Annotated in this window: 24 protein-coding genes; 15 read left to right on the forward strand and 9 right to left on the reverse strand. The window is 72.2% G+C overall.

Annotation, left to right across the window (positions count from 1 at the left end; translation table 11 throughout):
• Window positions 1-63: 63 nt before the first annotated feature.
• Complete coding sequence (locus tag ACZ4MF_RS06935; protein WP_467490692.1) at window positions 64-3,372, forward strand: AfsR/SARP family transcriptional regulator; 3,309 nt, start codon at window positions 64-66, stop codon at window positions 3,370-3,372.
• A 51-nt stretch (window positions 3,373-3,423) separates the two neighbouring features.
• Here the strand turns inward: ACZ4MF_RS06935 and ACZ4MF_RS06940 are convergent, their stop codons facing one another.
• A complete protein-coding gene (locus ACZ4MF_RS06940) occupies window positions 3,424-5,124 on the reverse strand; it encodes a bifunctional 3'-5' exonuclease/DNA polymerase (protein WP_467490496.1) in 1,701 nt (566 codons plus the stop codon).
• Between the two features lie 133 nt (window positions 5,125-5,257).
• The gene (locus tag ACZ4MF_RS06945; RefSeq protein WP_467490498.1) at window positions 5,258-6,028 is read right to left on the reverse strand and encodes a Clp protease N-terminal domain-containing protein; all 771 of its coding nucleotides are present in this window, start codon (window positions 6,026-6,028) and stop codon (window positions 5,258-5,260) included.
• 495 nt (window positions 6,029-6,523) lie between these two features.
• Between ACZ4MF_RS06945 and ACZ4MF_RS06950 the strand changes: the two genes are divergently transcribed.
• On the forward strand, window positions 6,524-7,633 hold the full coding sequence (locus ACZ4MF_RS06950; RefSeq protein WP_467490500.1) for a DUF2786 domain-containing protein: 1,110 nt from the start codon (window positions 6,524-6,526) through the stop codon (window positions 7,631-7,633).
• A gap of 56 nt (window positions 7,634-7,689) precedes the next feature.
• On the opposite strand, the gene ACZ4MF_RS06955 is transcribed toward ACZ4MF_RS06950, so the two are convergent.
• The 4 genes from ACZ4MF_RS06955 to rpmB all read right to left on the reverse strand — a co-directional run bounded on the left by ACZ4MF_RS06955 (window position 7,690) and on the right by rpmB (window position 9,533).
• On the reverse strand, window positions 7,690-8,208 hold the full coding sequence (locus ACZ4MF_RS06955) for a DUF4232 domain-containing protein (RefSeq protein WP_467490502.1): 519 nt from the start codon (window positions 8,206-8,208) through the stop codon (window positions 7,690-7,692).
• Between the two features lie 169 nt (window positions 8,209-8,377).
• On the reverse strand, window positions 8,378-8,860 hold the full coding sequence (locus tag ACZ4MF_RS06960) for a hypothetical protein (RefSeq protein WP_467490504.1): 483 nt from the start codon (window positions 8,858-8,860) through the stop codon (window positions 8,378-8,380).
• Window positions 8,861-8,991: 131 nt separating this feature from the next.
• Window positions 8,992-9,297 carry a 30S ribosomal protein S14 gene (gene rpsN / locus ACZ4MF_RS06965; protein WP_467490506.1) on the reverse strand — a complete coding sequence of 102 codons (306 nt, stop codon included), beginning with the start codon at window positions 9,295-9,297 and terminating at the stop codon, window positions 8,992-8,994.
• On the reverse strand, window positions 9,297-9,533 hold the full coding sequence (gene rpmB, locus ACZ4MF_RS06970; protein ID WP_362821680.1) for a 50S ribosomal protein L28: 237 nt from the start codon (window positions 9,531-9,533) through the stop codon (window positions 9,297-9,299). The genes rpsN and rpmB overlap by 1 nt, the downstream gene beginning before the upstream one ends.
• 61 nt (window positions 9,534-9,594) lie before the next feature.
• Here rpmB and rpmG point away from each other — a divergent pair, with 61 nt between their 5' ends.
• From rpmG to ACZ4MF_RS07010, 8 genes are all read left to right on the forward strand, one after another.
• Complete coding sequence (gene rpmG / locus ACZ4MF_RS06975; RefSeq protein WP_467490508.1) at window positions 9,595-9,759, forward strand: 50S ribosomal protein L33; 165 nt, start codon at window positions 9,595-9,597, stop codon at window positions 9,757-9,759.
• A 9-nt stretch (window positions 9,760-9,768) separates the two neighbouring features.
• A complete protein-coding gene (locus ACZ4MF_RS06980) occupies window positions 9,769-10,032 on the forward strand; it encodes a type B 50S ribosomal protein L31 (RefSeq protein WP_467490510.1) in 264 nt (87 codons plus the stop codon).
• Window positions 10,029-11,309 (forward strand): CobW family GTP-binding protein, encoded by a 1,281-nt coding sequence (locus ACZ4MF_RS06985; RefSeq protein WP_467490512.1) that lies wholly within the window; start codon window positions 10,029-10,031, stop codon window positions 11,307-11,309. Before ACZ4MF_RS06980 ends, ACZ4MF_RS06985 begins: the two co-directional genes overlap by 4 nt.
• Window positions 11,309-11,539, forward strand: coding sequence for a 30S ribosomal protein S18 (gene rpsR, locus ACZ4MF_RS06990; protein ID WP_362821678.1), 231 nt, complete (start codon window positions 11,309-11,311; stop codon window positions 11,537-11,539). The genes ACZ4MF_RS06985 and rpsR overlap by 1 nt, the downstream gene beginning before the upstream one ends.
• A 78-nt stretch (window positions 11,540-11,617) precedes the next feature.
• Entirely contained in the window at window positions 11,618-11,992 is a 375-nt protein-coding gene (locus ACZ4MF_RS06995) for a VOC family protein (RefSeq protein ID WP_467490514.1), read from the forward strand.
• A 7-nt stretch (window positions 11,993-11,999) separates the two neighbouring features.
• Entirely contained in the window at window positions 12,000-12,347 is a 348-nt protein-coding gene (locus ACZ4MF_RS07000; RefSeq protein WP_356029273.1) for an ArsR/SmtB family transcription factor, read from the forward strand.
• A complete protein-coding gene (locus ACZ4MF_RS07005; RefSeq protein WP_467490516.1) occupies window positions 12,344-12,808 on the forward strand; it encodes an SRPBCC family protein in 465 nt (154 codons plus the stop codon). The genes ACZ4MF_RS07000 and ACZ4MF_RS07005 overlap by 4 nt, the downstream gene beginning before the upstream one ends.
• 170 nt (window positions 12,809-12,978) lie before the next feature.
• Window positions 12,979-13,257 (forward strand): DUF397 domain-containing protein, encoded by a 279-nt coding sequence (locus ACZ4MF_RS07010; protein ID WP_071373266.1) that lies wholly within the window; start codon window positions 12,979-12,981, stop codon window positions 13,255-13,257.
• A gap of 103 nt (window positions 13,258-13,360) precedes the next feature.
• Here the strand turns inward: ACZ4MF_RS07010 and ACZ4MF_RS07015 are convergent, their stop codons facing one another.
• A complete protein-coding gene (locus ACZ4MF_RS07015; protein WP_467490518.1) occupies window positions 13,361-13,837 on the reverse strand; it encodes an ATP-binding protein in 477 nt (158 codons plus the stop codon).
• A 365-nt stretch (window positions 13,838-14,202) separates the two neighbouring features.
• Between ACZ4MF_RS07015 and ACZ4MF_RS07020 the strand changes: the two genes are divergently transcribed.
• From ACZ4MF_RS07020 to ACZ4MF_RS07035, 4 genes are all read left to right on the forward strand, one after another.
• On the forward strand, window positions 14,203-15,033 hold the full coding sequence (locus tag ACZ4MF_RS07020; protein WP_356029394.1) for a helix-turn-helix domain-containing protein: 831 nt from the start codon (window positions 14,203-14,205) through the stop codon (window positions 15,031-15,033).
• Window positions 15,034-15,101: 68 nt separating this feature from the next.
• Window positions 15,102-16,562 (forward strand): aldehyde dehydrogenase family protein, encoded by a 1,461-nt coding sequence (locus tag ACZ4MF_RS07025; RefSeq protein ID WP_467490520.1) that lies wholly within the window; start codon window positions 15,102-15,104, stop codon window positions 16,560-16,562.
• A gap of 119 nt (window positions 16,563-16,681) precedes the next feature.
• The gene (locus ACZ4MF_RS07030; protein WP_467490522.1) at window positions 16,682-17,230 is read left to right on the forward strand and encodes a DinB family protein; all 549 of its coding nucleotides are present in this window, start codon (window positions 16,682-16,684) and stop codon (window positions 17,228-17,230) included.
• A 39-nt stretch (window positions 17,231-17,269) separates the two neighbouring features.
• A complete protein-coding gene (locus ACZ4MF_RS07035; RefSeq protein WP_467490524.1) occupies window positions 17,270-17,911 on the forward strand; it encodes a PadR family transcriptional regulator in 642 nt (213 codons plus the stop codon).
• Between the two features lie 13 nt (window positions 17,912-17,924).
• Here the strand turns inward: ACZ4MF_RS07035 and ACZ4MF_RS07040 are convergent, their stop codons facing one another.
• Entirely contained in the window at window positions 17,925-18,254 is a 330-nt protein-coding gene (locus ACZ4MF_RS07040; RefSeq protein WP_467490526.1) for a hypothetical protein, read from the reverse strand.
• Window positions 18,251-18,415 (reverse strand): hypothetical protein, encoded by a 165-nt coding sequence (locus ACZ4MF_RS07045; RefSeq protein WP_358655171.1) that lies wholly within the window; start codon window positions 18,413-18,415, stop codon window positions 18,251-18,253. The genes ACZ4MF_RS07040 and ACZ4MF_RS07045 overlap by 4 nt, the downstream gene beginning before the upstream one ends.
• Window positions 18,416-18,524: 109 nt before the next feature.
• On the opposite strand from ACZ4MF_RS07045, the gene ACZ4MF_RS07050 reads away from it, so the two are divergent.
• Window positions 18,525-19,319, forward strand: coding sequence for a helix-turn-helix domain-containing protein (locus tag ACZ4MF_RS07050; RefSeq protein WP_467490528.1), 795 nt, complete (start codon window positions 18,525-18,527; stop codon window positions 19,317-19,319).
• Window positions 19,320-19,424: the final 105 nt, after the last annotated feature.

The following is a 19,424-nucleotide window of genomic DNA, read 5'->3' on the forward strand; positions in this document are numbered from 1 at the left end:
GGCGTGCGCCCGCCGCGGAGTGCGGTCGGCCCCGACCGCGCGGGGAGGCAGTGGAGCGGCGTGATGCGGCGGTGCGGGCTGCGGTTCGGGCTGCTGGGACCACCGGGCCTGTACGACCGGCCGCCGTACGAGACGGCGCACGAGCCGTCGTCGTACGAGACTCCTGGTGTTCTTTCCGGCGAGGCCTTCGACGACCTCCCCGACAGCGGTGTCCGGGCCATCGGCAGCCCCAAAGTGCGCGCCCTGCTGGCCGCGTTGCTGCTGGAGGGGGGCCGGGTCGTGTCGGTCGAGTCGCTGAAGGACGCCCTCTGGGGCGGGGCGCCGCCCGTCTCCGCGCAGGCGTCCCTGCACAACCACGTCACGCGGCTGCGCCGGCTCCTGGACGACCCCGAGCGGCTCAGGGCCGTACCGCCCGGGTACGTGCTGCGTGTCGAGCACGGTGAGCTGGACGTGCACGTCTTCGACACCCGCGTCGCCGAGGCGCGGGCCGCGCACGCCCGGCGGGAGTGGCCGGGCGTCGTACGGGCGTGCACGTCCGGGCTGTCGCTCTGGCGCGGCACCCCGCTCAGCGGGCTCCCCGCCGACTTCGGCGGCTACGCGCTGGTGCAGCGCCTGGAGGAGGCGCGGCTGCTCCTGCTGGAGTGGCGTTACGACGCCGAACTCTCCCTCGGCGGCGCACGGCTGGCGGTGCTCGTACCGGAGCTGGCCGCGCTCGTCGCCGAACATCCGCTGCGCGAGGCGTACCACCGTCAGCTCATGCTCGCCCTGCACCGCACCGGCCGCCAGGCCGAGGCCCTCGCCGTCCATCGCGATCTGCGGGCCCGCCTGATCGAGGAACTCGGCATCGAGCCGGGCCCGGTGGTTCGCGCGGCGCACGTCGAGGTGCTGCGGGGGAGCGGCCGGCAGGGGGAGCAGGCGGACGCCGCGGTGACGGACCGTCGGCAGGGGCACGGCGACAGGCCCGTCGAGGCCGTCGCCGAGGAGGGGGAGGGCGAACAGGACGGGGAGCAGGGCGAGAGGCAGGGCGAGAGGCAGGGCGAGGAGTACGGAGAGGAGCGCGGCGAGGGGGGTGCGGGGGCGCTCGGGGACGGGCGGGAGCCGGGAGTGGGGCCGGCGGCTCGGCAGACTCCGCGCCCGGCCCAGCTCCCCGCTCCGCCGGCCCATTTCACCGGCCGTACGGACGCGCTCCGTGAGCTGCGGCGCGCGCTCACCGAGCCGCCCGCCCCGGCCCCCGCCGTCGCCGTGATCAGCGGCATGGCGGGCGTCGGCAAGAGCGCGCTCGCCCTGCACGTCGCACACGAGCTGCGGGAACGTTTCACCGACGGTCAGCTCTACGTCAACCTGCACGGCGCCACCCCCGGCATGACCCCGCTCACCGCCGTACAGGCCCTCGCCGCGCTGCTCCGGGACCTGGGTGTCGAGCCCCGCGGCATCCCCGAACACCCCGACGCCGCAGCCGCGTTGCTCCGCTCGCTGCTCGCCCCGGCCCGCATCCTGCTGGTGCTGGACGACGCGGCGCACGCGGCCCAGGTACGGCCCCTGCTGCCGGCCGGGCCCGGCTGCGCCGTGATCGTCACCAGCCGTTCACCGCTGACCGCGCTCGACGGCGCCCGGCGTTTCCCGCTCACCCCGCTGACCGCCGAGGACAGCGCGGCGCTGCTGCGCGCGGTGAGCGGGCGGGAGGGTCTGGACGCCGGGCACCCGCTCGTCGAGCTGACCGGGCGGCTCCCGCTGGCGCTGCGCGTGGTCGCGGCCCGGCTCGCCGCCCGCCGCGCCCTCACCCCCGAGGTGCTGGCGGGTCAACTGGCGGAGACCGGCGGCCGGTTGCACCATCTGGAATACGACGACCTGAGTGTCCGGCGCTCCCTGGCCGTCGCCCACGACGCGCTCGCCGCCGCCGGGCGGGAGGCCGACCGGGACGCGGCCCTCGCGCTGCGCCGCCTCGGCGCACTCGACCTGCCGACCTACGGCGCCCCGCTGATCGCCCGCCTCACCGGCACCGACGCGCGCCGTGCCGAGGCCGCCCTCGACCGCCTGGTCGACGTCGCCCTCCTGGAGGAGACCGCCTACGGCCGCTACACCCCGCACGACCTGGTCCGCGACTTCGCCCGCGAACTCGCCGACCTGGAACGGGATGCCGATGACGGGACACCGGACGCCGTGGCCGACACCGGCTCACCTGCCGAGGCAGCCGAAACCGTCTCCCCCGACCTGGCCGCCCTTCGCTGGTACGCCGCCGTCGCCGAGCGGATGATCGAGGCGATCGTGGAGCCCGGGCTCGATCTGGAGGACCGGCGGCGGGCGACCTCCGCGCAGCCGGCGGGACACGCGTCCGACGTGGCCGGGCTGGGGTATTTCGGGTCCGCCGAGGAGGCCTTCGAGTGGGGGGAGGTGGAGCTGGAGAACGTGGTCACCCTGGTGGCGCGGAACGCGGAGACGGCCGACCTGCACCGGGCCGCGTATCTGTCCGTGCTCGTGCGGCTGCTCTTCCCGTGCATCCAGCGCAGGGGGCGCTTCGCCGAGATGGAGGTGCTGGGGCGGGCCGGGCTCGGGGCGGCGCGGCGGCTCGGGGACGCGGCGGCAGAGGCGTACGCCCTCGGCGACCTCTCGGGCCTGCACTTTCTGACCGGCCGGAAGAAGGAGGCCCTCGCCCTCACCGACCGCTCCCTGGAGATCTGGCGGCGGCTCGGCACGGCCTCCCGGGTCCGGCGCTGCCTGAACAACCGGGGGCTGCTGCTGGAGGGGCTCGGGCGGTTCGAGGAGTCCGAGGAGGCGCTGCGACAGAGTCTCGCGTGCTCGCGGCAGTTGAACGACCCCTACGGCGAGGCCGTCACCCACCAACATCTCGGCAACCTCTACGAGCACACCGACCCGCGTGCCGCCATCGAGCAGCACCGGCGCTCGCTGGCGATCGGGGACGCGATCGGCGCGGTCATCGTGCGGCACACGTCGCACTGCAACATCGGCTATGCGCATCTCGCCCTGGGCGAACCGGCGGCCGCGGCAGGGCACTTCGAGGAGAGCCTGCGCATCCTCGGCGGCGCCGACGACTGGCACGGCGAGTCCCAGACCCGGCTCGGCCTGGTCCGCGCGCTGCGACTGCTGGGGGAGACCGAGCGGGCGGACGGGGAGTGCGCCGAGCTGCTGCGGCGCGCGGACGCCCGCGCCGACCGGTACATCGGCGGTCTCGCCCGGCACCAGTACGGGCTGCTGCTGCGCGAGCGGGGGCGGTGGCCGGAGGCGTACGACGCCTGGCGCGCGGCCCTCACGGCGCTGGACGGCACGGACGATCAGACCGTGCTCGGTGAACTGCGCGCCCTGCTCGCCGAGGGACGACCGGACCGACCGGATCAAACAGGCAGAACAGACTGAACGGATCGAGGTGATCGGGGGGGGACCGGCCCAACGGGTCCTGACCAGTGCTCACTTGGCGTCGGCATAGCACTCCACCACCGCCGTGCTGAACGGGAACCGCACCGGTGTCTCGCCGAAGGTCAGCCGTCCGGCGAGGTCGGCCGAGGCGCGGATGGCCGCCACGACGGTGTCGGCCTCCTCGGCGGGGCAGTGCACGATCACCTCGTCGTGCTGGAAGAAGACCAGCTCGGCCTTGAGACCCGCGCAGGCCCGGCGGAGCGCGGCGAGCATCAGCAGGGCCCAGTCGGCGGCGCTGCCCTGGACGACGAAGTTCCGCGTGAAGCGGCCCCGCGCGCGGGAGTTGGTCGAGGCGTAGCCGGGGACCCAGGCCTGGCCGTCCGCCGGCGTCGGCTCACCGTCGTCCTCGCCGAGGGGGATGCCCGCCTCCTCCGCCGCGTCCTCGCCGGAGCCGGCGGCGGGCGGGCAGGTCCGGCCCAGCCAGGTGCGCACGAGCCGGCCCTCCTCGCCCGCGCGGGCCGCCTCGTCGACGTAGGCGACGGCCTTCGGGAAGCGGCGGCGCAGCGCGGCCAGGTTCTTCAGACCGTCGCCGGAGGTCTGGCCGTAGACCGCGCCGAGCACCGCGAGCTTGGCCTGGTCGCGGTCGCCGGAGAAGGCGTGCTCGGAGACCGACTGGTAGAGGTCGCTCTCGCGGCCCGCGACCTCCATCAGACCGGGGTCGCGGGAGATCGCGGCGAGCACGCGCGGCTCCATCTGGTCGGCGTCGGCCACCACCAGCCGCCAGCCGGGGTCGGCGACCACGGCCCGGCGGATCACCTTGGGGATCTGCAACCCGCCCCCGCCATTGGTCACCCAGCGCCCGGTGACCGTGCCGCCGGCGAGGAACTCGGGGCGGAAACGGCCGTCGCGCACCCAGTCCTGGAGCCAGGACCAGCCGTGGGCCACCCAGATGCGGTACAGCTTCTTGTACTCCAGCAGGGGGGCGACGGCCGGGTGGTCGACGTCCTGGATCTCCCAGCGGCGCGTCGAGCGCACCTTGATCCCGGCCTGGGCGAAGGCCTTGACCACGTCGGCCGGCAGATCGGGGCGCACCCGGCGGCCGAAGGCCGCGGACACCTCGTCGGCCAGTTCGGCGAGGCGGCGTGGCTCACCCCCGCCCGCGTACCGCTCGCCCAGCAGGCCGTGCAGCAGCTCGCGGTGGACCTCGGCGCTCCAGGGCACGCCCGCGTGGTTCATCTCGGCGGCCACCAGCATCCCGGCCGACTCGGCGGCCGTCAGCAGCCGCATCCGGTCGGGGTGGGCCGTGCGCGCGTGCCGTCGCAACTGCTCGGCGTAGACCGCGAGGAGGTCGGGCAGGGGCAGGTGGGTGCCCATCGGCTCGAACAGCGGCGACTGGGCGCCCGGTTCGGCCGCGCGCAGTGGTGGGTCGGGCGGTACGGGGCCGCCCCGGAGGCGGGCCAGGGCGGCGGCGGCCGAGCGTGGCTCGCCGTGCCGGCCCTCGTGACCCAGCAGGAGTGTCTCGGCGTCCTCGATGTCGTAGCACCGCTCCACTCGCACCCCCGTGGCGAGCAGACGCGGGTAGACCTCGGGGGTGGACCGCCACACCCAGCGTGTCACCTCCGGGCGGCTCCGCACCGCCCCTGCGGGATCGCTCTCCCGCCGCACCGGCCCGGAGGGCAGCCCGTCCGGGCCGAGGGGGGCGACGTCCACGCCACCGTCCTCGGCCGGAGCCAGTGCCCACCGGTCGGTCATGGTGCGAGTCTGACAGCCAGGTCTGACAATCCGTCCGACCTGCAGTTTCATCCTTTCGAGGGGCCGACGGCAGAGGTCTGTCGACGGCAGCGGTCCTCGGACGCGCCGGCCGTCCTCGGGCGGGCCGGCGGTCTCAGTCCTCGGTGGCGGGCGAATCGTCCGCCGTCCCGCCGGTCCCCGGGATCTTCTGGTCCGTCATCAGCGACAGCACCTTGGCGATGTACTTCTCGGTCCCGCCCTTGGTGATGCCGAGCCCGCTGAGTACGCCCTCGCCGTTCTCCTGCTCCAGGAGCGCCAGCAGGATGTGCTCGGTGCCGATGTAGTTGTGGCCGAGGCGCAGCGCCTCGCGGAAGGTGAGCTCCAGGGCCTTCTTGGCCTCGGAGCCGTAGGGGATCAGGTCGGGCATGTCGTCCGAAGCGGGCGGGAGTGCGGCGGTCGCGGCCTGCCGTACAGAGTCCAGCAGGACGTCCTGGTCGATGATCGCCCTCGCCGCCAGGCCCTCCGGCTCGGCCAGGAGCCCGAGGACCAGGTGCTCGGGCCGGCCCTCCGGGTTGTGGGCCGCCACCGCCTCGTTGTGCGCGGCCACGACCACGTTCCGCGCGCGCGGGGTGTAGCGGCTGAAGCCCTGGTTGGGGTCGAGGTCGTTGGACTCCTTCGGCACGAAGCGCTTCTGGGCCGCCTGCCGGGTCACGCCCATGCTCTTGCCGATCTCGGTCCAGGAGGCGCCGGAGCGGCGGGCCTGGTCGACGAAGTGGCCGATCAGGTGGTCGGCCACGTCACCGAGGTGATCGGCGGCGATCACCGCGTCCTGGAGCTGGTCGAGGGGTTCGGGGTGAACCTTCTTGATGGCCTCGATGAGGTCGTCGAGGCGCACGAATGCCGTGATGTTCGGGTTGGTCGCCATGTGTCAACCGTAGGTTGCGCCCTCGTCACTGTCAACCGATGGTTGACAGTCCAGTTTTCCCGCGGACCCGCGGACCCGCGGACCCGCGGACCCGCGGACCCGCGGACCCGCGGACCCGCGGACCCGCGGACCCGCGGACCCGCGGACCCGCGGACCGACGGGCCGACGGGCCGACGGGCGGGCGGACGGGCGGACCCACGGACGGGTGGACGGGTGGACGGGTGGACGGGCGGACAGGTGGCCGGGGGTGGCGCCCTCCCGGCCCCGGCGCCCCTCGGCCACTACCGTGGTCCCGCCCAGCCGCCCAGCCGCCCAGCCGCCCAGCCGCCCAGCCGCCCAGCCGCCCAGCCGCCCAGCCGCCCAGCCGCCCAGCCGCCCAGCCGCCCAGCCGCCCGGCTTCCGGCTTGCGACTGCCCGAGCATCACCCCGATGTTTATCCACAGGCTGTGGACGAAGCTCGGTCCGCTGTCGGTGGGGCATGGCACGATCGATGGCGTGACCAGCACTGCCAGCACCGTCGAGCGGGCCTTTCGGGCCGCGCTGTACGACGACACCGACACCGGGCTCGACACGGGCGCCTCCCTGCTCGCCGCCGACTCCTCCGCCGATGCCGAACTGGCGCGGCGCGGCGAGGAGTTCGTCGTGACGGCCTGGCAGCGCGGCTGGCAGCCCGCCGATGTCGTACGGCTGGTGCGGCGCGAGCTGGCGGAGGCGCACGTGTGCCTGGCCGCCGCGCTGATCCGGGCGCAGGCCGGACGGGACCGGGCGCGCGGGCGCCGGTGGACCGCCCAGCTGGCGGAGCTGCCCGAGGCGTCCGCGCGCGACACCGACCGCTTCTCGCAGGCCACGACCGCACTGGAGCTGTACCGCCTGCTGCTGCGGCTGCCCGCCCTGGAGCCGCTGCAGGACGAGCCCCGCCGCGCGGCCGGTCCGCAGGCCTCCCGCATGCTCGCCCGGATCCGCGCGCTGCTCGCCAAGGCCGAGGCGACCGGGTATCCGGAGGAGGCGGAGGCGCTGAGCGCCAAGGCGCAGGAGCTGATGGCCCGGCACAGTGTCGACGAGGCGCTGCTCGCCGCCGAGGCGCCCGCGCCGGACGCGCCCGGGGCCTGCCGGATCGGGGTCGAGCCGCCGTACGAGCAGGCCAAGGCGGTGCTGCTGGACGCGGTGGCGGGCGCGAACCACTGCCGCGCGGTGTGGAACGAACCGCTGGGCTTCTCCACAATCGTCGGCTTCGAGGCGGACCTGGAGGCGGTCGAACTGCTCTACACCTCGCTGCTCGTGCAGGCCACGCACGCGATGGCCAGGGCGGAGGCCGCGCAGCGGGCGGGCGGGCGCAAGCGGACGAAGACCTTCCGGCAGTCGTTCCTCGCGGCCTACGCCCACCGCGTGGGTGATCGGCTCGCGGCCGTCGCCGAGAGCCAGGTCGGCCAGGATCTGCTGCCGGTCCTGGCCACCCGGGAGACAGCCGTCACGGACCAGATGGAGCGGATGTTCCCGCAGACCACCACGACCCGGCTGCGCGGGGTGAGCGACGCCGCCGGATGGACGGAGGGCGCCCGGGCGGCCGACCGGGCGCAGGTCCGCTCCCGCCCCCGGCTCGAATGAACCCGGGTGGGTGAACCTGCGCGGGTGAGCCTCCGGCGGGGCGCGGCGGGCAGCCGTCAGTCGCCGACCTGCTGGAAGGCGCTCACCGAGGCGTTCGGGGCGCCGCCCTGCTCGGCGACGGGGCCGTACGACCAGGGGAAGCCGTGGGAGGCGCTGGTGCCGGGCAGGGTGATCTTCACGGTCTTCGCGTCCAGGCCGGTCTTGTCGCCCGCCTTGCCGCGCACGTAGGTGATCGTGAAGGTCGCCGAGTCGCCCTTGTTGAGCTTCAGTTTCTGGGCCTTGGCGCCCTTGAGCGCGGGCACCTTGGCCTCGGTGCCGCCCGCGCCGAGCACCACACCGGCGAAGTCGTCCAGGGTGCAGGGGGCGCTCTGGTTGGTGAGGCTGACGGGGATCTCGCCCGTGTCGCCGACGCCCGGGGCCACGCTCGCCGACCCGATCTGCACGGATACCTTGCCGATCTCGCAGGCCGAGCTGTTCTTGCCGCTGGTGGCGCTGCTCTTGCTGCCGCCGCCGTTGCAGGCGGTCAGCAGCAGGGCGGCGGCGAGGGCGGTGACGGTGAGCGGAATGGCGCGCATGAGCAGGTCCCATCGAGGTCGTGACGGTGCCCCTGCATCATGGCGCCTGCGGCCCGGCCCTGTTCGCCCACCCCTCCGGAATCACCACTTCAGGTGGGTCGAGCGCCCGAAGTCAACGCACCGGACCCGCGCCGCACCGCATCCCACCGGACCGGCCCCGCCGTCGGGGTCACTTCTTCTTCGGGTGGGGCGTCGGCACGGTCGGCAGCGTGCCGCCGTCCGCCCTGGAGTACGTCTCCTGGCCGGCCTTGCCCGACCACGTCACCTTCAGGGACTTGGCGTCGACCGAGTCGACCATGCCGGTGCCCCGGTCCTTGCTGCCGTCGGGGCAGGTCAGATGGATCATCTGCATCCCCGACTCCTCGCCCGCGGCGCCCGCGCACCACGCCTTCTGGCCGGTCACGAAGAGCCCGGCCTTCTTCCCGCTGATCACCAGCGCCACGATCTTGCCGCCGTTCGTGGTCACCCAGCTGCCCTGGAGCTTGCCGGACGCGCCCGTCACGGCCGCGGAGCTCGACGGCGACGACGAGGAGGGGGTCGCGGTGGCGCTCGGCGTCGTCTTGGCGGCGCTCTTGTCGCTGCCGCCCCCGCTGCACGCGGTCAGCGCGGCGAGCGCACCCACCAGCCCCGCGGCCACGACGGCGGTCCGCACCCTTGCGGGCGCAACCTTCGTGGCCCTCGCGGTCCTCGCAGCCCTTGCACTCGCAGAAGTCACCGGAAAAGCTCCCAAGCTGTAGCGGCCGGCCGCCCTCGGCCGGGCGGCCCGCAGCAAGCTACCAGCCGTTACCAGGAGGATTTCCGGACTCCGGGCAGGAATCCGTTGTGAGCCTGCTCGCGCACACTCACCCGGGACAGGCCGAAGGCGCGCAGGTATCCGCGCGGACGGCCGTCCACCTGGTCGCGATTGCGCACGCGCGTGGCGCTCGCGTCCCGCGGCTGCCGGCGCAGCTCGCGCTGCGCGGCGAGCCCTTCGGCGTCCGAGGACGACGGCCGCCGGACGACCTCCTTCAGCTCGGCGCGCCGGGCGGCGTACCGGGCCACGATCTCCTTGCGGCGCTCGTTCTTCGCGATCTTGCTCTTCTTCGCCATCAGACCCGCACCCCCCGGGCGCGGATCCGGGCCACGGCCGCCTCCACGCCGATCGCGTCGACGGTCTTCACGGCTCGCGCGCTCAGCCGCAGCCGGACGTACCGCCCTTCGCCGGGAAGCCAGTAGCGCTTGCTCTGGATGTTGGGGTCGAAGCGGCGGGAGGTGCGCCGGTGGGAGTGGGAGACGCGGTTGCCGAAGCCCGGCCGGGCTCCGGTGAGCATGCAGTGCGCGGACATGGTGACGCAGCTCTCCTCAGACGTAGTTCGTAATGGATTTCATTTTCGGTAAGATAGCAGCATGGCACGCAACGAACTCCGCCCGGTCATCAGGCTCCGGTCCACCGCCGGGACCGGCTTCACCTACGTCACCCGCAAGAACCGCCGTAACGACCCGGACCGTATGACGCTGCGCAAGTACGACCCGGTCGCCGGCCGGCACGCCGACTTCCGAGAGGAGCGCTGAACCGCCGCCATGCGCAAGGGAATCCACCCGGACTACGGGCCCGTCGTGTTCCGTGACCGGGCCGCCGGCCACGCCTTCCTCACCCGCTCGACGCTCGTGAGCGGGGCGAGCGGGAAGACGATCGAGTGGACGGACGGTCACACCTACCCGGTGGTCGACGTCGAGATCTCGAACGTCAGCCACCCCTTCTACACCGGCACCGCGCGCGTGCTGGACACCGCCGGGCGCGTGGAGCGCTTCGAGCGCCGGTACGGGAAGCGGGGCGGCGCGTGAGCCTGGCGGTGGCCGTCGTCGGCGGGCTGCACGCCGACGCGCGCAGGGCGGCCGTCGACCGGCTGCTGGCCGACGTGCCCGGCAGTGTCGTACTCCACCACGACCTGGCGACGGCCGCCTCCGGCACGGTCGTCCGCACGGTCCGCGACCGCGACGGGGCCCTGTCCTCGGGCGAGACGCCGCTGGTCGACGACTGCGCGTGCTGTGCGCTGCGCGAGGACCTGGTGCCCGAGCTGCGCCGGCTCGCCGCCGACGGCGCGACCCGGCTCGCCGTCGTGGAGCTGTGGGACTCGGTCGAGCCCAAGGCGATGGCCGAGGTGATCGTGTCCGGCGGGCTGACCGTCACGTCCGTGATCACCGCGGTCGACCCGGCGCTGGTCCTGCCCTACCTCGGCAACGGCGACGACCTCGCCGAGGCCGGGCTCGCCGCGGCGGCCACCGACCGGCGCACGGTCGCCGACACCTTCGCCCGGCAGCTGGAGTACGCCCCCGTCCTCGCCGTCGCCGACTCCCCGGAGGCCGACGACGAGGACCGCGAGCTGCTCGCACAGCTCCACCCGACCGCCCGCCAGGTCCCGATCGGCCACGGCACCCTGGCGGGCACCCCGGCCCCACCTCCGCTCCTGTCGCCCGACGGCGCCGCACCTGCACCGGAACCAGCAGCTGCACGTGCACCGGAGCCACAAGCCCCGGAAGGACAGCGGCCGCAGGACCCACTCAGCCCCGCGCCTCCCGCTCAGGCCCCCCTCGCCCGCGCCGCCCTCGCCGGGTTCGATGTCGAGGCGGCCGCAGCGGCCCAGCATCCGGCCTGTGCTCGCCTGCCCGCCGAGGCCGACGGTCACGGTGTCTCGACGCTGGTCTGGCGCCGCCGCCGGCCCTTCCATCCGGAGCGGCTGTACGCGGCGCTGGAGGACCTGACCTGCGCCGCGGCCCGCAGCCGGGGCCGGTTCTGGCTCGCCGACAAGCCCGACGTGCTCCTGCACTGGGACGCGGCGGGCGGTGCGCTGTGCGTGGAGAGCGCGGGGCCGTGGCTGGCGGCGCTGCCGGACGCCGCCTGGGAGCTGGTGCCGCCGGTGCGCCGGGCCGCCGCCGCCCTGGACTGGCACCCGGAGCACGGCGACCGCTGCAACCACCTGGTCTTCACCTCGCCCGGGCTGGACCGCGACGGGCTCGCGCACCTGCTGGAGACCTGCCTGCTCACCGACGCGGAGTACGCCGCCGGCCGCGACGCCTGGAAGCGGCTCCCGCCCGCCTTCGACACCCTGCTGGAGATCTGATGTCCCGCAAGCCCGACCGCACGCCCCGCACCCGCCCGAACCCCCTGGACCAGGCCGGGATCACGTACATCGACTACAAGGACACCGAGCTGCTGCGCACGTTCCTCTCCGACCGCGGCAAGATCCGCGGCCGCCGGGTCACCCGGGTCACGGCGCAGCAGCAGCGACAGCTGGCGCAGGCGATCAAGAACGCGCGGGAGATGGCGCTGCTGCCGTACTCCAGCAGGTGAGAATCCGCAGATGGACTCCTATGGGTAGGTAATTCCCTACGGTTGACGCGTAGGGAATTGCCTACCTATTCTTCGGCCATGACCATCACGCACGCCTCATTCGTCACGCTTCCCGTCGCCGACCAGGATCGCGCCCTGCGCTTCTACCGGGACGTCCTCGGTCTGACGGTCACCGTCGACCGGGACATGCCCCAGGGCCGCTGGCTCCAGGTCGCCCCCGAAGGGGCGCAGACCGTCTTCACGCTCTCCGGCCCGGGCATGGGCGATTTCGAGCCCGGCTCGGCGCGGGGGATCATGTTGGTCACGACCGACGTCGACGCGGACTGCGCCCGGCTCGCCGCGGCCGGGATCCCCGTGCAGGGGCCGGACGAGCTGCCCTGGGGGCGCATGGCCTCCTTCGCGGACCCCGACGGCAACGGTCTGATGCTGCTGACGGAGAAGGAAGGCTTCTGACCAGTCGATGAACGGGACCGCCGCGGCCGCCGAGGACCGCGTCTTCGCCGCGCTCGCCAACGCCACCCGCCGCGAGGTGCTGCGGCTGCTGCGCGAGCGTGGGCCCCAGCCGGTCCAGGACCTCGCGGACCACTTCGACATGCGCCGCCCGAGCCTCTCGGAACACCTCAGGGTGCTCCGGGAGGCCGGCCTCGTCTCCGAGCAGCGCTCCGGGCGTCGGCGCATCTACCGCCTGGAAGCCGCCCCGCTCGCCGAGGTGCAGGACTGGCTCCATCCGTACGAGCGGTTCTGGCGCGAGCGGTTGAAGGGCCTCGGCGATCTGCTCGACCGCATGCCCGACGATGACCGGTCATGAGCACCGAACCCGATGACGACCTGACGACCGTCCGCGTCGACCAGTTCTTCCCGCACCCGCCCGCCAAGGTCTGGCGTGCCCTGACCGACCCCGATCTGCTCGTGCAGTGGCAGATGCCCGGAGCCGAGGGCTTCCGGCTGGAGGTCGGGCACGTGTACCGGATGACCTCCGTCCCGCGTCCCAACTCCAACTTCTCGGGCGTCGTGGAGGTGCGGGTCCTGGCCTACGACATCGAGCGGATGCTGTCCGTCCGCTGGGCGGACGCCGATCCGGCCAACCGGGCCGACTGGACGATCACTTGGACCCTGGAACAGGAAGGGCGCGGAACGCGTCTGTTCCTAGTGCACGAAGGGTTCGATCCGGACGCCCCGGCTCAGATGACGGCGCGGAAGATCATGGACGGGGGATGGCGGGGGCATGTCCTGCCTGCTCTGGGGCAGACGCTCGAACGGCTTCGGTGACACAGGCGTCTTCCCGGCGGGTAAAGCGAACGTCAAAGCTGTAACCATGGGAACACCGCGCGTGCACGTGCATTTGCTCATGCATCTGCACGTGAACGGGGTTATGATCCGGGTCAGTTGACTACAGCATCCATGGCCACACCAGCCAGTGCACCAGCGGGGAGCGACCTGTGGACCGCGACGTTGACGGCGTGTACGGGGGGTACGACGTGTGCAACGTGTACAACGGCATGGCTGCCACGCAGCTGGACGGAGTGGCCTGGCAGAAGAGCAGGCACAGCAATTCGCAGGGTTCCTGCGTGGAGTTCGCGCGGCTGCCGGGCGGTGAGGTCGCCGTGCGCAACTCGCGCTTCCCGGACGGGCCCGCGCTCGTCTACACGCGCGCGGAGATCGAGGCCATGCTCCTCGGCATCAAGGACGGCGAGTTCGACCATCTGATCGCCGGCTGACGCGCCGGGGCCGGCGCAGCGCGCGGTGGCAACGATGTCGGGGTGGGCGGAGCGCCCGGGGTGACGCGCGTAGAAACTGCGCGTCGCAGGGTGCTGCACCGAGTCAGGCCGTCGGCCGGAGCCGGAACAGCGCCCAGACGACCTTGCCTTCGAGCGTGCCCGCGAGCGGGTGCCAGCCCCAGCTGTCGGCGAAGGAGTCGACCAGGAACAGCCCGCGCCCGGACTCGGCCGAGAAGTCGTCCGAGTCGCGCGGGGTCGGCGTCTCGTGGCTCGGGTCGCGCACCGCGCACACCAGCCGCTCGGTCCAGCGCATCAGGTGCAGCCGGGCGGACGGGGCGGCGTGCGCGGAGCACGCCGAGTCGGTCGGCACCGCGTGGCGCAGGGCGTTGGTGACGAGTTCGGAGACGACGAGACATATGTCGTCGAAGCGGTTGCCGACGTCCCACTCGCCGAGGGTGGCGCGGGTGAAGCGCCGCGCCTCGCGCACCGCTTCGTAGCGGGCGGGCAGGGCACAGGAGGCGGCGTCCGACACGGCTGCGGGATCCAGCGGCGGAAGGCCCTGCCGTAACGGCTTGAGCATGGTCGATCCATTCGTTCCCATGCGAGGCACTCCCGGAGAGTTCGCGGTCGTTGCGATGCAGCGGTGGCGCGGCACCATGGTTTCGGATGCGCAGAGCAGATGCAAGGGCAGATGCACGTGCACGCGACCGAAATGGCACTGCCCGTACCGCTTCTTGGCCATTTTTTCTGCCACCTTCAGGGCGATTGCCGCCAGTGGTCCTGACCTCTTCCCGCCAGACGCAGGCAGAAACGGCCGAGCTCTTTCCGTTTCCGTAACCGGACGAGTACTGCGCGAAGCGTTTTAGTGGCAGACTGCGGGCCCTAAGACGGTTGGGGAGGCTGGCGAACGTGAGCGCGGGAGAGCCCGGATCGGTGGTGCGGCGGATGCTGCTCGGCTCGCAACTCAGGCGGCTGCGTGAAGCACGGGGGATCACGCGCGAGGCGGCGGGTTACTCGATCCGCGCATCCGAGTCGAAGATCAGCCGGATGGAACTGGGCCGGGTGAGCTTCAAGGTCAGGGACGTGGAAGACCTGCTGACGCTGTACGGCATCACCGACGAGGTCGAGCGCCAATCGCTGCTCTCCCTCGCCCGCGAGGCCAACGTGGCGGGCTGGTGGCACAGTTACACCGACGTCCTGCCCAGCTGGTTCCCCACCTATGTGGGCCTGGAGGGCGCCGCCTCGCTGCTCCGCGTCTACGAGGTCCAGTTCGTCCACGGCCTGCTCCAGACCGAGCGGTACGCGCGCGCGGTGGTGCGGCGCGGCATGACGGGCGCGAGCCCGGACGACGTCGAGCGCCGGGTCGCCCTGCGCCTGGAGCGGCAGAAGCACCTGCTCGCCGACGGCGCCGGCGCCCCCGAGTTCCACATCGTCCTCGACGAGGCCGCGCTGCGCCGCCCGTACGGCGACCGCGAGGTGATGCGCGGTCAGCTCCAGCACCTCATCGACGTCTCCGAGCGGCCCAACGTCCGCCTCCAGGTGATGCCGTTCCGCTTCGGCGGGCACTCCGGCGAGAGCGGCGCCTTCACCATCCTCAGCTTCCCGGACGCCGACCTGTCCGACGTCGTCTACGTGGAGCAGCTGACCAGCGCCCTCTACCTGGACAAGCGCGAGGACGTCGCCCAGTACGAGCAGGCGCTGAAGGAACTCCAGCAGGACAGCCCCGGCCCCGACGAGAGCCGGGATCTTCTGCGAGGTCTCCTCCAACTATCTTGAAACATAAGTACGATGACGTGCGATCAGACCTTGACCGGATCTGTGTCCGCGAGTGATTGAGGGATCACATGTCGTCCTACTTCAGCGACCTGGCCCAGCAGTACATCGACGGCGAGTGGCGTCCGGGCACCGGCTCCTGGGACGTCATCGACTTCAACCCGTACGACGACGAGAAGCTGGCCTCGATCACCGTGGCCACCGTCGACGAGGTGGACCAGGCCTACCGTGCCGCCGCGCGCGCCCAGAAGCAGTGGGCCGAGACCAACCCCTACACGCGGCGTGTGGTGTTCGAGCGCGCCCTGCGGCTGATCGAGGACCGCGAGCAGGAGATAGCCGACCTGATCATCGCGGAACTGGGCGGCACGCGCGTGAAGGCCGGTTTCGAGCTGCACCTCGCCAAGGAGTTCCTGCGCGAGTCGATCCACCTCGCGCTGCGTCCCGAGGGCAAGATCCTGCCCTCCCCGGCCGACGGCAAGGAGAACCGCGTCTACCGGGTGCCGGTCGGGGTCGTGGGCGTGATCAGCCCGTTCAACTTCCCGTTCCTGCTGTCGCTGAAGTCGGTCGCCCCGGCCCTCGCGCTCGGCAACGGCGTGGTCCTCAAGCCGCACCAGAACACCCCGATCGCGGGCGGCACCCTGATCGCGAAGATCTTCGAGGACGCCGGGTTGCCCGGCGGCCTGCTCAACGTCGTCGTCACCGACATCGCCGAGATCGGCGACGCCTTCCTCGAACACCCGGTCCCGAAGGTCATCTCCTTCACCGGCTCCGACGCGATCGGCCGGCACGTCGCCACCGTGTGCGCCAAGAACTTCAAGCGCTCGGTGCTCGAACTGGGCGGCAACAGCGCGCTGGTGGTCCTCGACGACGCCGACATCGACTACGCGGTGGACGCGGCGGTCTTCAGCCGCTTCGTGCACCAGGGCCAGGTCTGCATGGCCGCCAACCGGGTCCTCGTGGACGCCTCCGTCGCCGACGAGTTCACCGAGAAGTTCGTCGCCAAGGTCCGCACCCTGAAGACCGGTGACCCGCGTGACCCGCAGACGGTCATCGGTCCGGTGATCAACTCCCAGCAGGCGGCCGCCCTTTCCGGCACCGTCGAGCAGGCACTCGCCGAGGGCGCCACGGCCCTGGTGCGAGGTGCCACGGAGGGCAACCTGGTCGAGCCCAGCGTGCTCACGGACGTCCCGGCCGGCTCCGCGCTGCTCCAGCAGGAGGTCTTCGGTCCGGTCGTCTTCCTCATCCGGTTCGACGGCGAGGAGGAGGCGGTCCGTATCGTCAACGACACGCCGTACGGCCTCAGCGGTGCCGTCCACACCGGTGACATCGAGCGGGGCGTCGCCTTCGCCAAGCGGATCGACACGGGCATGTTCCACGTGAACGACGGCACGGTCCACGACGAGCCGCTCGTGCCGTTCGGGGGCGAGAAGCACTCCGGCATCGGCCGCCTGAACGGCGAGACGACGCTGGAGGCGTTCACGACCGTCAAGTGGATCTCGGTCCAGCACGGGCGCAGCGGCTTCCCGTTCTGACCTCTCGGACGTTTTCAGCGACGGCGGGCCATTGAGGTCAGGATCTGACCTCAATGGCCCGTACGTTCGTCGGTGTCAGGGCAGGGAGTCCCGACGGCAACCACGAAGGGCGGCCGGTCATGGTCATGCACGTAGCGGCAGAGGCACAGGGCGACGAGCGCGGGGCGCTGCTCGCGTTCATCGAGGAGCAGCGGGGCGGCGTCCGCCGGGCCCTGCTCGGGCTGACCGAGGAGCAGGCCCGCACCCGCCCGAGCGCCAGCGAGCTGTCGCTCGGCGGCCTGCTCAAGCATGTCGCCGAGGTCGAGCAGGCCTGGATCGCGCGGGCGAAGCACGAGCCGCCGGCCGTGCACCGAGACCAGTCGAACTGGCACGAGTGCTTCCAGCTGGCCGACGACGAGACGGTCGCGGGACAGCTGGCGTACTGGGAGCAGGTCGCCGCCGAGACGGAGAAGTTCATCCGGTCCGCGCCGAGCCTGGACGACTCCTTCCCGCTGCCGCCGGACCCCTGGTTCCCGCCGGAGGGCCGGGTCTCGCTGCGCTGGGTGTGCCTGCACCTGATCCGCGAGACCGCCCGGCACGCGGGCCACGCCGACATCATCCGGGAGACCCTCGACGGCAAGACCGCCTTCGAGCTGGTGGCGCTGGAGCAGGGCACCTCCTGGGGGTGAGCGCCGGGCGGGCGGCCGTACGGCAATAACCTGGACCGCATGTCAGCGATCCGTCTTCTCGTGCTGGGCGCGGTCCGCCAGCACGGGCGGGCCCACGGCTACCAGGTGCGCGGCGACCTGGAGTACTGGGGCGCGCACGAGTGGTCCCACGCCAAGCCGGGCTCGATCTACCACGCCCTGAAGCAGATGGCCAAGCAGGGACTGCTGCACGCGCACGAGATCGCGCCGTCCACGGCCGGCGGCCCGCCGCGCACCGAGTACGAGGTGACGCCGCAGGGCACCGAGGAGTACTTCGCCCTGCTGCGCGAGGCGCTGGTCGCCTACGACCAGCGCGGGGACATGAAGACGGCGGCCCTCGGCTTCATGGTCGACCTGCCCCGGGCCGAGGCGGTGGCCCTGCTCAAGGAGCGCTCGCGGCGGATCGAGGCGTGGCGGGCCTCGGTGACCGAGCACTACGTGCCCGAGGGCGGGCCCGTCGAGCTCGGTCACATCGGCGAGATCATGAACATGTGGGTCCACACGGCCGACTCCGAGGCCGCGTGGACCCGGGGCCTCGTGGAGCGCCTGGAGAACGGCGCGTACACCTTCGCGGGCGAGGGCGAGCCGTTCGTCGGCGTGCTCGCCGAGGGCGAGGAGAACCCGTACGCGACGGGGGAGCGGCATCCGCAGGACGACCGCTGAGGGAGCGGCCGTGTCAGAGTCCCTCGCCCTCGGCTCCGGTGCCGGTGTCGTCGTGGACGGGCACGGGGAGGCGGGCGCCACGGCTCTGTGCGATCCGGAGTACGGCGATCAGCGCCTCGCTCATCCGGGCCAGCAGGAACCGGAGCTGGGCGGTCGTCGGCCGGTCGTCGGCGAGCAGGTCGCTCGCGTGCCCGAGCAGGTCGTGGGCCATGCCGACCTGCACGCGCTCGACGGTGTCGGCGATCCGGGACATCTGCCCCGACCCGTCGGTGACGAGATGGCAGGGCTTGCCCCCGTGGCCCGTCCAGGGCAGCAGCCGGGCCCCGTTCCCGCCGGACGTCACTTGCCCACCTCGGCATCCAGGCACGCGCCCACACCGATGCCGGGCACCCGGCCCGCGATGAGACGGGGCACGTAGGGCGTGGGCGGCGGGGAGGCCGCCGTACTCGGACGGCGTCGGCGGCGCAGTGGCCCGAAGAGGCGGCGGACGAAGCGGTGACCCATGTCGCGAACTCGCTTTCTGTGTCGAACTGATCACACTGTGCGGTCGCGCGGGCTAGCCTCGCCAGAGGGATGCGTGTGACGGAGCATTTGTCACAAGGGAGTTGATCCGGTGGGCAGCAAGTACGGCGACTGGCTCCGGGAGCAGCGCGAGGCGGCGGGGCTGACGCAGCAGCAGTTGGCCGACATGGCCGTCATGACGCGTTCGCACATCGCGCATATCGAGGCGGGGCGCAGGGTGCCGTCGAAGGAGGATGCGAGGCGGCTGGATGTGGCGCTGAACACGGGGAATGTGCTCAGTAGTTTTCTGCCGCGGGAGGAAGAGTCGATCGCCGACTACTTCGAGGCGGTGCGCGTACTCGAACAACAGGCAGTGGTGATGCGCGAGTTCGCCGTGGCGTACTTCCCGGGCATCCTCCAGACGGAAAGGTACGCGCGTGCGGTTCTGAGCTCGGCGTACCCTCCGGTGAGCGAAGAAGAATGTGACAGGCGCGTTGTCACACGTCTTGAGCGGGCGAAGATCTTCGAAGATCCGGTGACGCCCGTAGTGTGGGCGCTGTTGGACGAGGTACTGCTGCGACGTCCCGTGGGGAGCGGGAGCGTTATGGCGGAGCAGCTCACGCACGTCGTTCGTCTCGCTGAGACCGGACGCATCCGCGTGAACGTGATGCCGTTCAACGTGGGCCTTCATCCGCTGGTGGGCAGCATGCTCACGCTGATGTGGTTCGAGGACCAACCACCACTCGCGTACACCGAGGGCGGGCAGATGGGTAGGCTGCACGATTCCCCGTCCGTGGTCCAGAATTTGCAGCATCGCTACGATCTCGCCCTGAGCGAAGCAATGCCAATGCAGGAGTCACTGGCCCTGCTTAAGGCCACTGCGAAGGAGTACGGGCACCATGACTGAGCGAACCATTCCGAACGCGGCCATACTGAACGGCTGGCGTAAATCGTCGCACAGTGATGACAACGCCGGCAGCTGCCTCGAAGTCCTCGACCACCACCCCTCCGT

Source organism: Streptomyces sp. NPDC025793, assembly GCF_055558375.1.

What these genes read in the sequence shown, in the direction of transcription:
- ACZ4MF_RS06945 (WP_467490498.1), bottom strand. Translation starts at nt 6,028, where the DNA reads ATGGCGACCAACCCGAACATCACGGCATTCGTGCGCCTCGACGACCTC.
- rpmG (WP_467490508.1), top strand. Translation starts at nt 9,595, where the DNA reads ATGGCACGCAACGAACTCCGCCCGGTCATCAGGCTCCGGTCCACCGCC.
- ACZ4MF_RS06995 (WP_467490514.1), top strand. Translation starts at nt 11,618, where the DNA reads ATGACCATCACGCACGCCTCATTCGTCACGCTTCCCGTCGCCGACCAG.
- ACZ4MF_RS07045 (WP_358655171.1), bottom strand. Translation starts at nt 18,415, where the DNA reads ATGGGTCACCGCTTCGTCCGCCGCCTCTTCGGGCCACTGCGCCGCCGA.
- ACZ4MF_RS06955 (WP_467490502.1), bottom strand. Translation starts at nt 8,208, where the DNA reads ATGCGCGCCATTCCGCTCACCGTCACCGCCCTCGCCGCCGCCCTGCTG.
- ACZ4MF_RS07030 (WP_467490522.1), top strand. Translation starts at nt 16,682, where the DNA reads ATGGTCATGCACGTAGCGGCAGAGGCACAGGGCGACGAGCGCGGGGCG.
- ACZ4MF_RS06980 (WP_467490510.1), top strand. Translation starts at nt 9,769, where the DNA reads ATGCGCAAGGGAATCCACCCGGACTACGGGCCCGTCGTGTTCCGTGAC.
- rpsN (WP_467490506.1), bottom strand. Translation starts at nt 9,297, where the DNA reads ATGGCGAAGAAGAGCAAGATCGCGAAGAACGAGCGCCGCAAGGAGATC.
- ACZ4MF_RS07035 (WP_467490524.1), top strand. Translation starts at nt 17,270, where the DNA reads ATGTCAGCGATCCGTCTTCTCGTGCTGGGCGCGGTCCGCCAGCACGGG.
- rpsR (WP_362821678.1), top strand. Translation starts at nt 11,309, where the DNA reads ATGTCCCGCAAGCCCGACCGCACGCCCCGCACCCGCCCGAACCCCCTG.
- ACZ4MF_RS07005 (WP_467490516.1), top strand. Translation starts at nt 12,344, where the DNA reads ATGAGCACCGAACCCGATGACGACCTGACGACCGTCCGCGTCGACCAG.
- ACZ4MF_RS07015 (WP_467490518.1), bottom strand. Translation starts at nt 13,837, where the DNA reads ATGCTCAAGCCGTTACGGCAGGGCCTTCCGCCGCTGGATCCCGCAGCC.
- ACZ4MF_RS07000 (WP_356029273.1), top strand. Translation starts at nt 12,000, where the DNA reads ATGAACGGGACCGCCGCGGCCGCCGAGGACCGCGTCTTCGCCGCGCTC.
- ACZ4MF_RS07020 (WP_356029394.1), top strand. Translation starts at nt 14,203, where the DNA reads ATGCTGCTCGGCTCGCAACTCAGGCGGCTGCGTGAAGCACGGGGGATC.
- rpmB (WP_362821680.1), bottom strand. Translation starts at nt 9,533, where the DNA reads ATGTCCGCGCACTGCATGCTCACCGGAGCCCGGCCGGGCTTCGGCAAC.
- ACZ4MF_RS07025 (WP_467490520.1), top strand. Translation starts at nt 15,102, where the DNA reads ATGTCGTCCTACTTCAGCGACCTGGCCCAGCAGTACATCGACGGCGAG.
- ACZ4MF_RS06940 (WP_467490496.1), bottom strand. Translation starts at nt 5,124, where the DNA reads ATGACCGACCGGTGGGCACTGGCTCCGGCCGAGGACGGTGGCGTGGAC.
- ACZ4MF_RS06935 (WP_467490692.1), top strand. Translation starts at nt 64, where the DNA reads ATGCGGCGGTGCGGGCTGCGGTTCGGGCTGCTGGGACCACCGGGCCTG.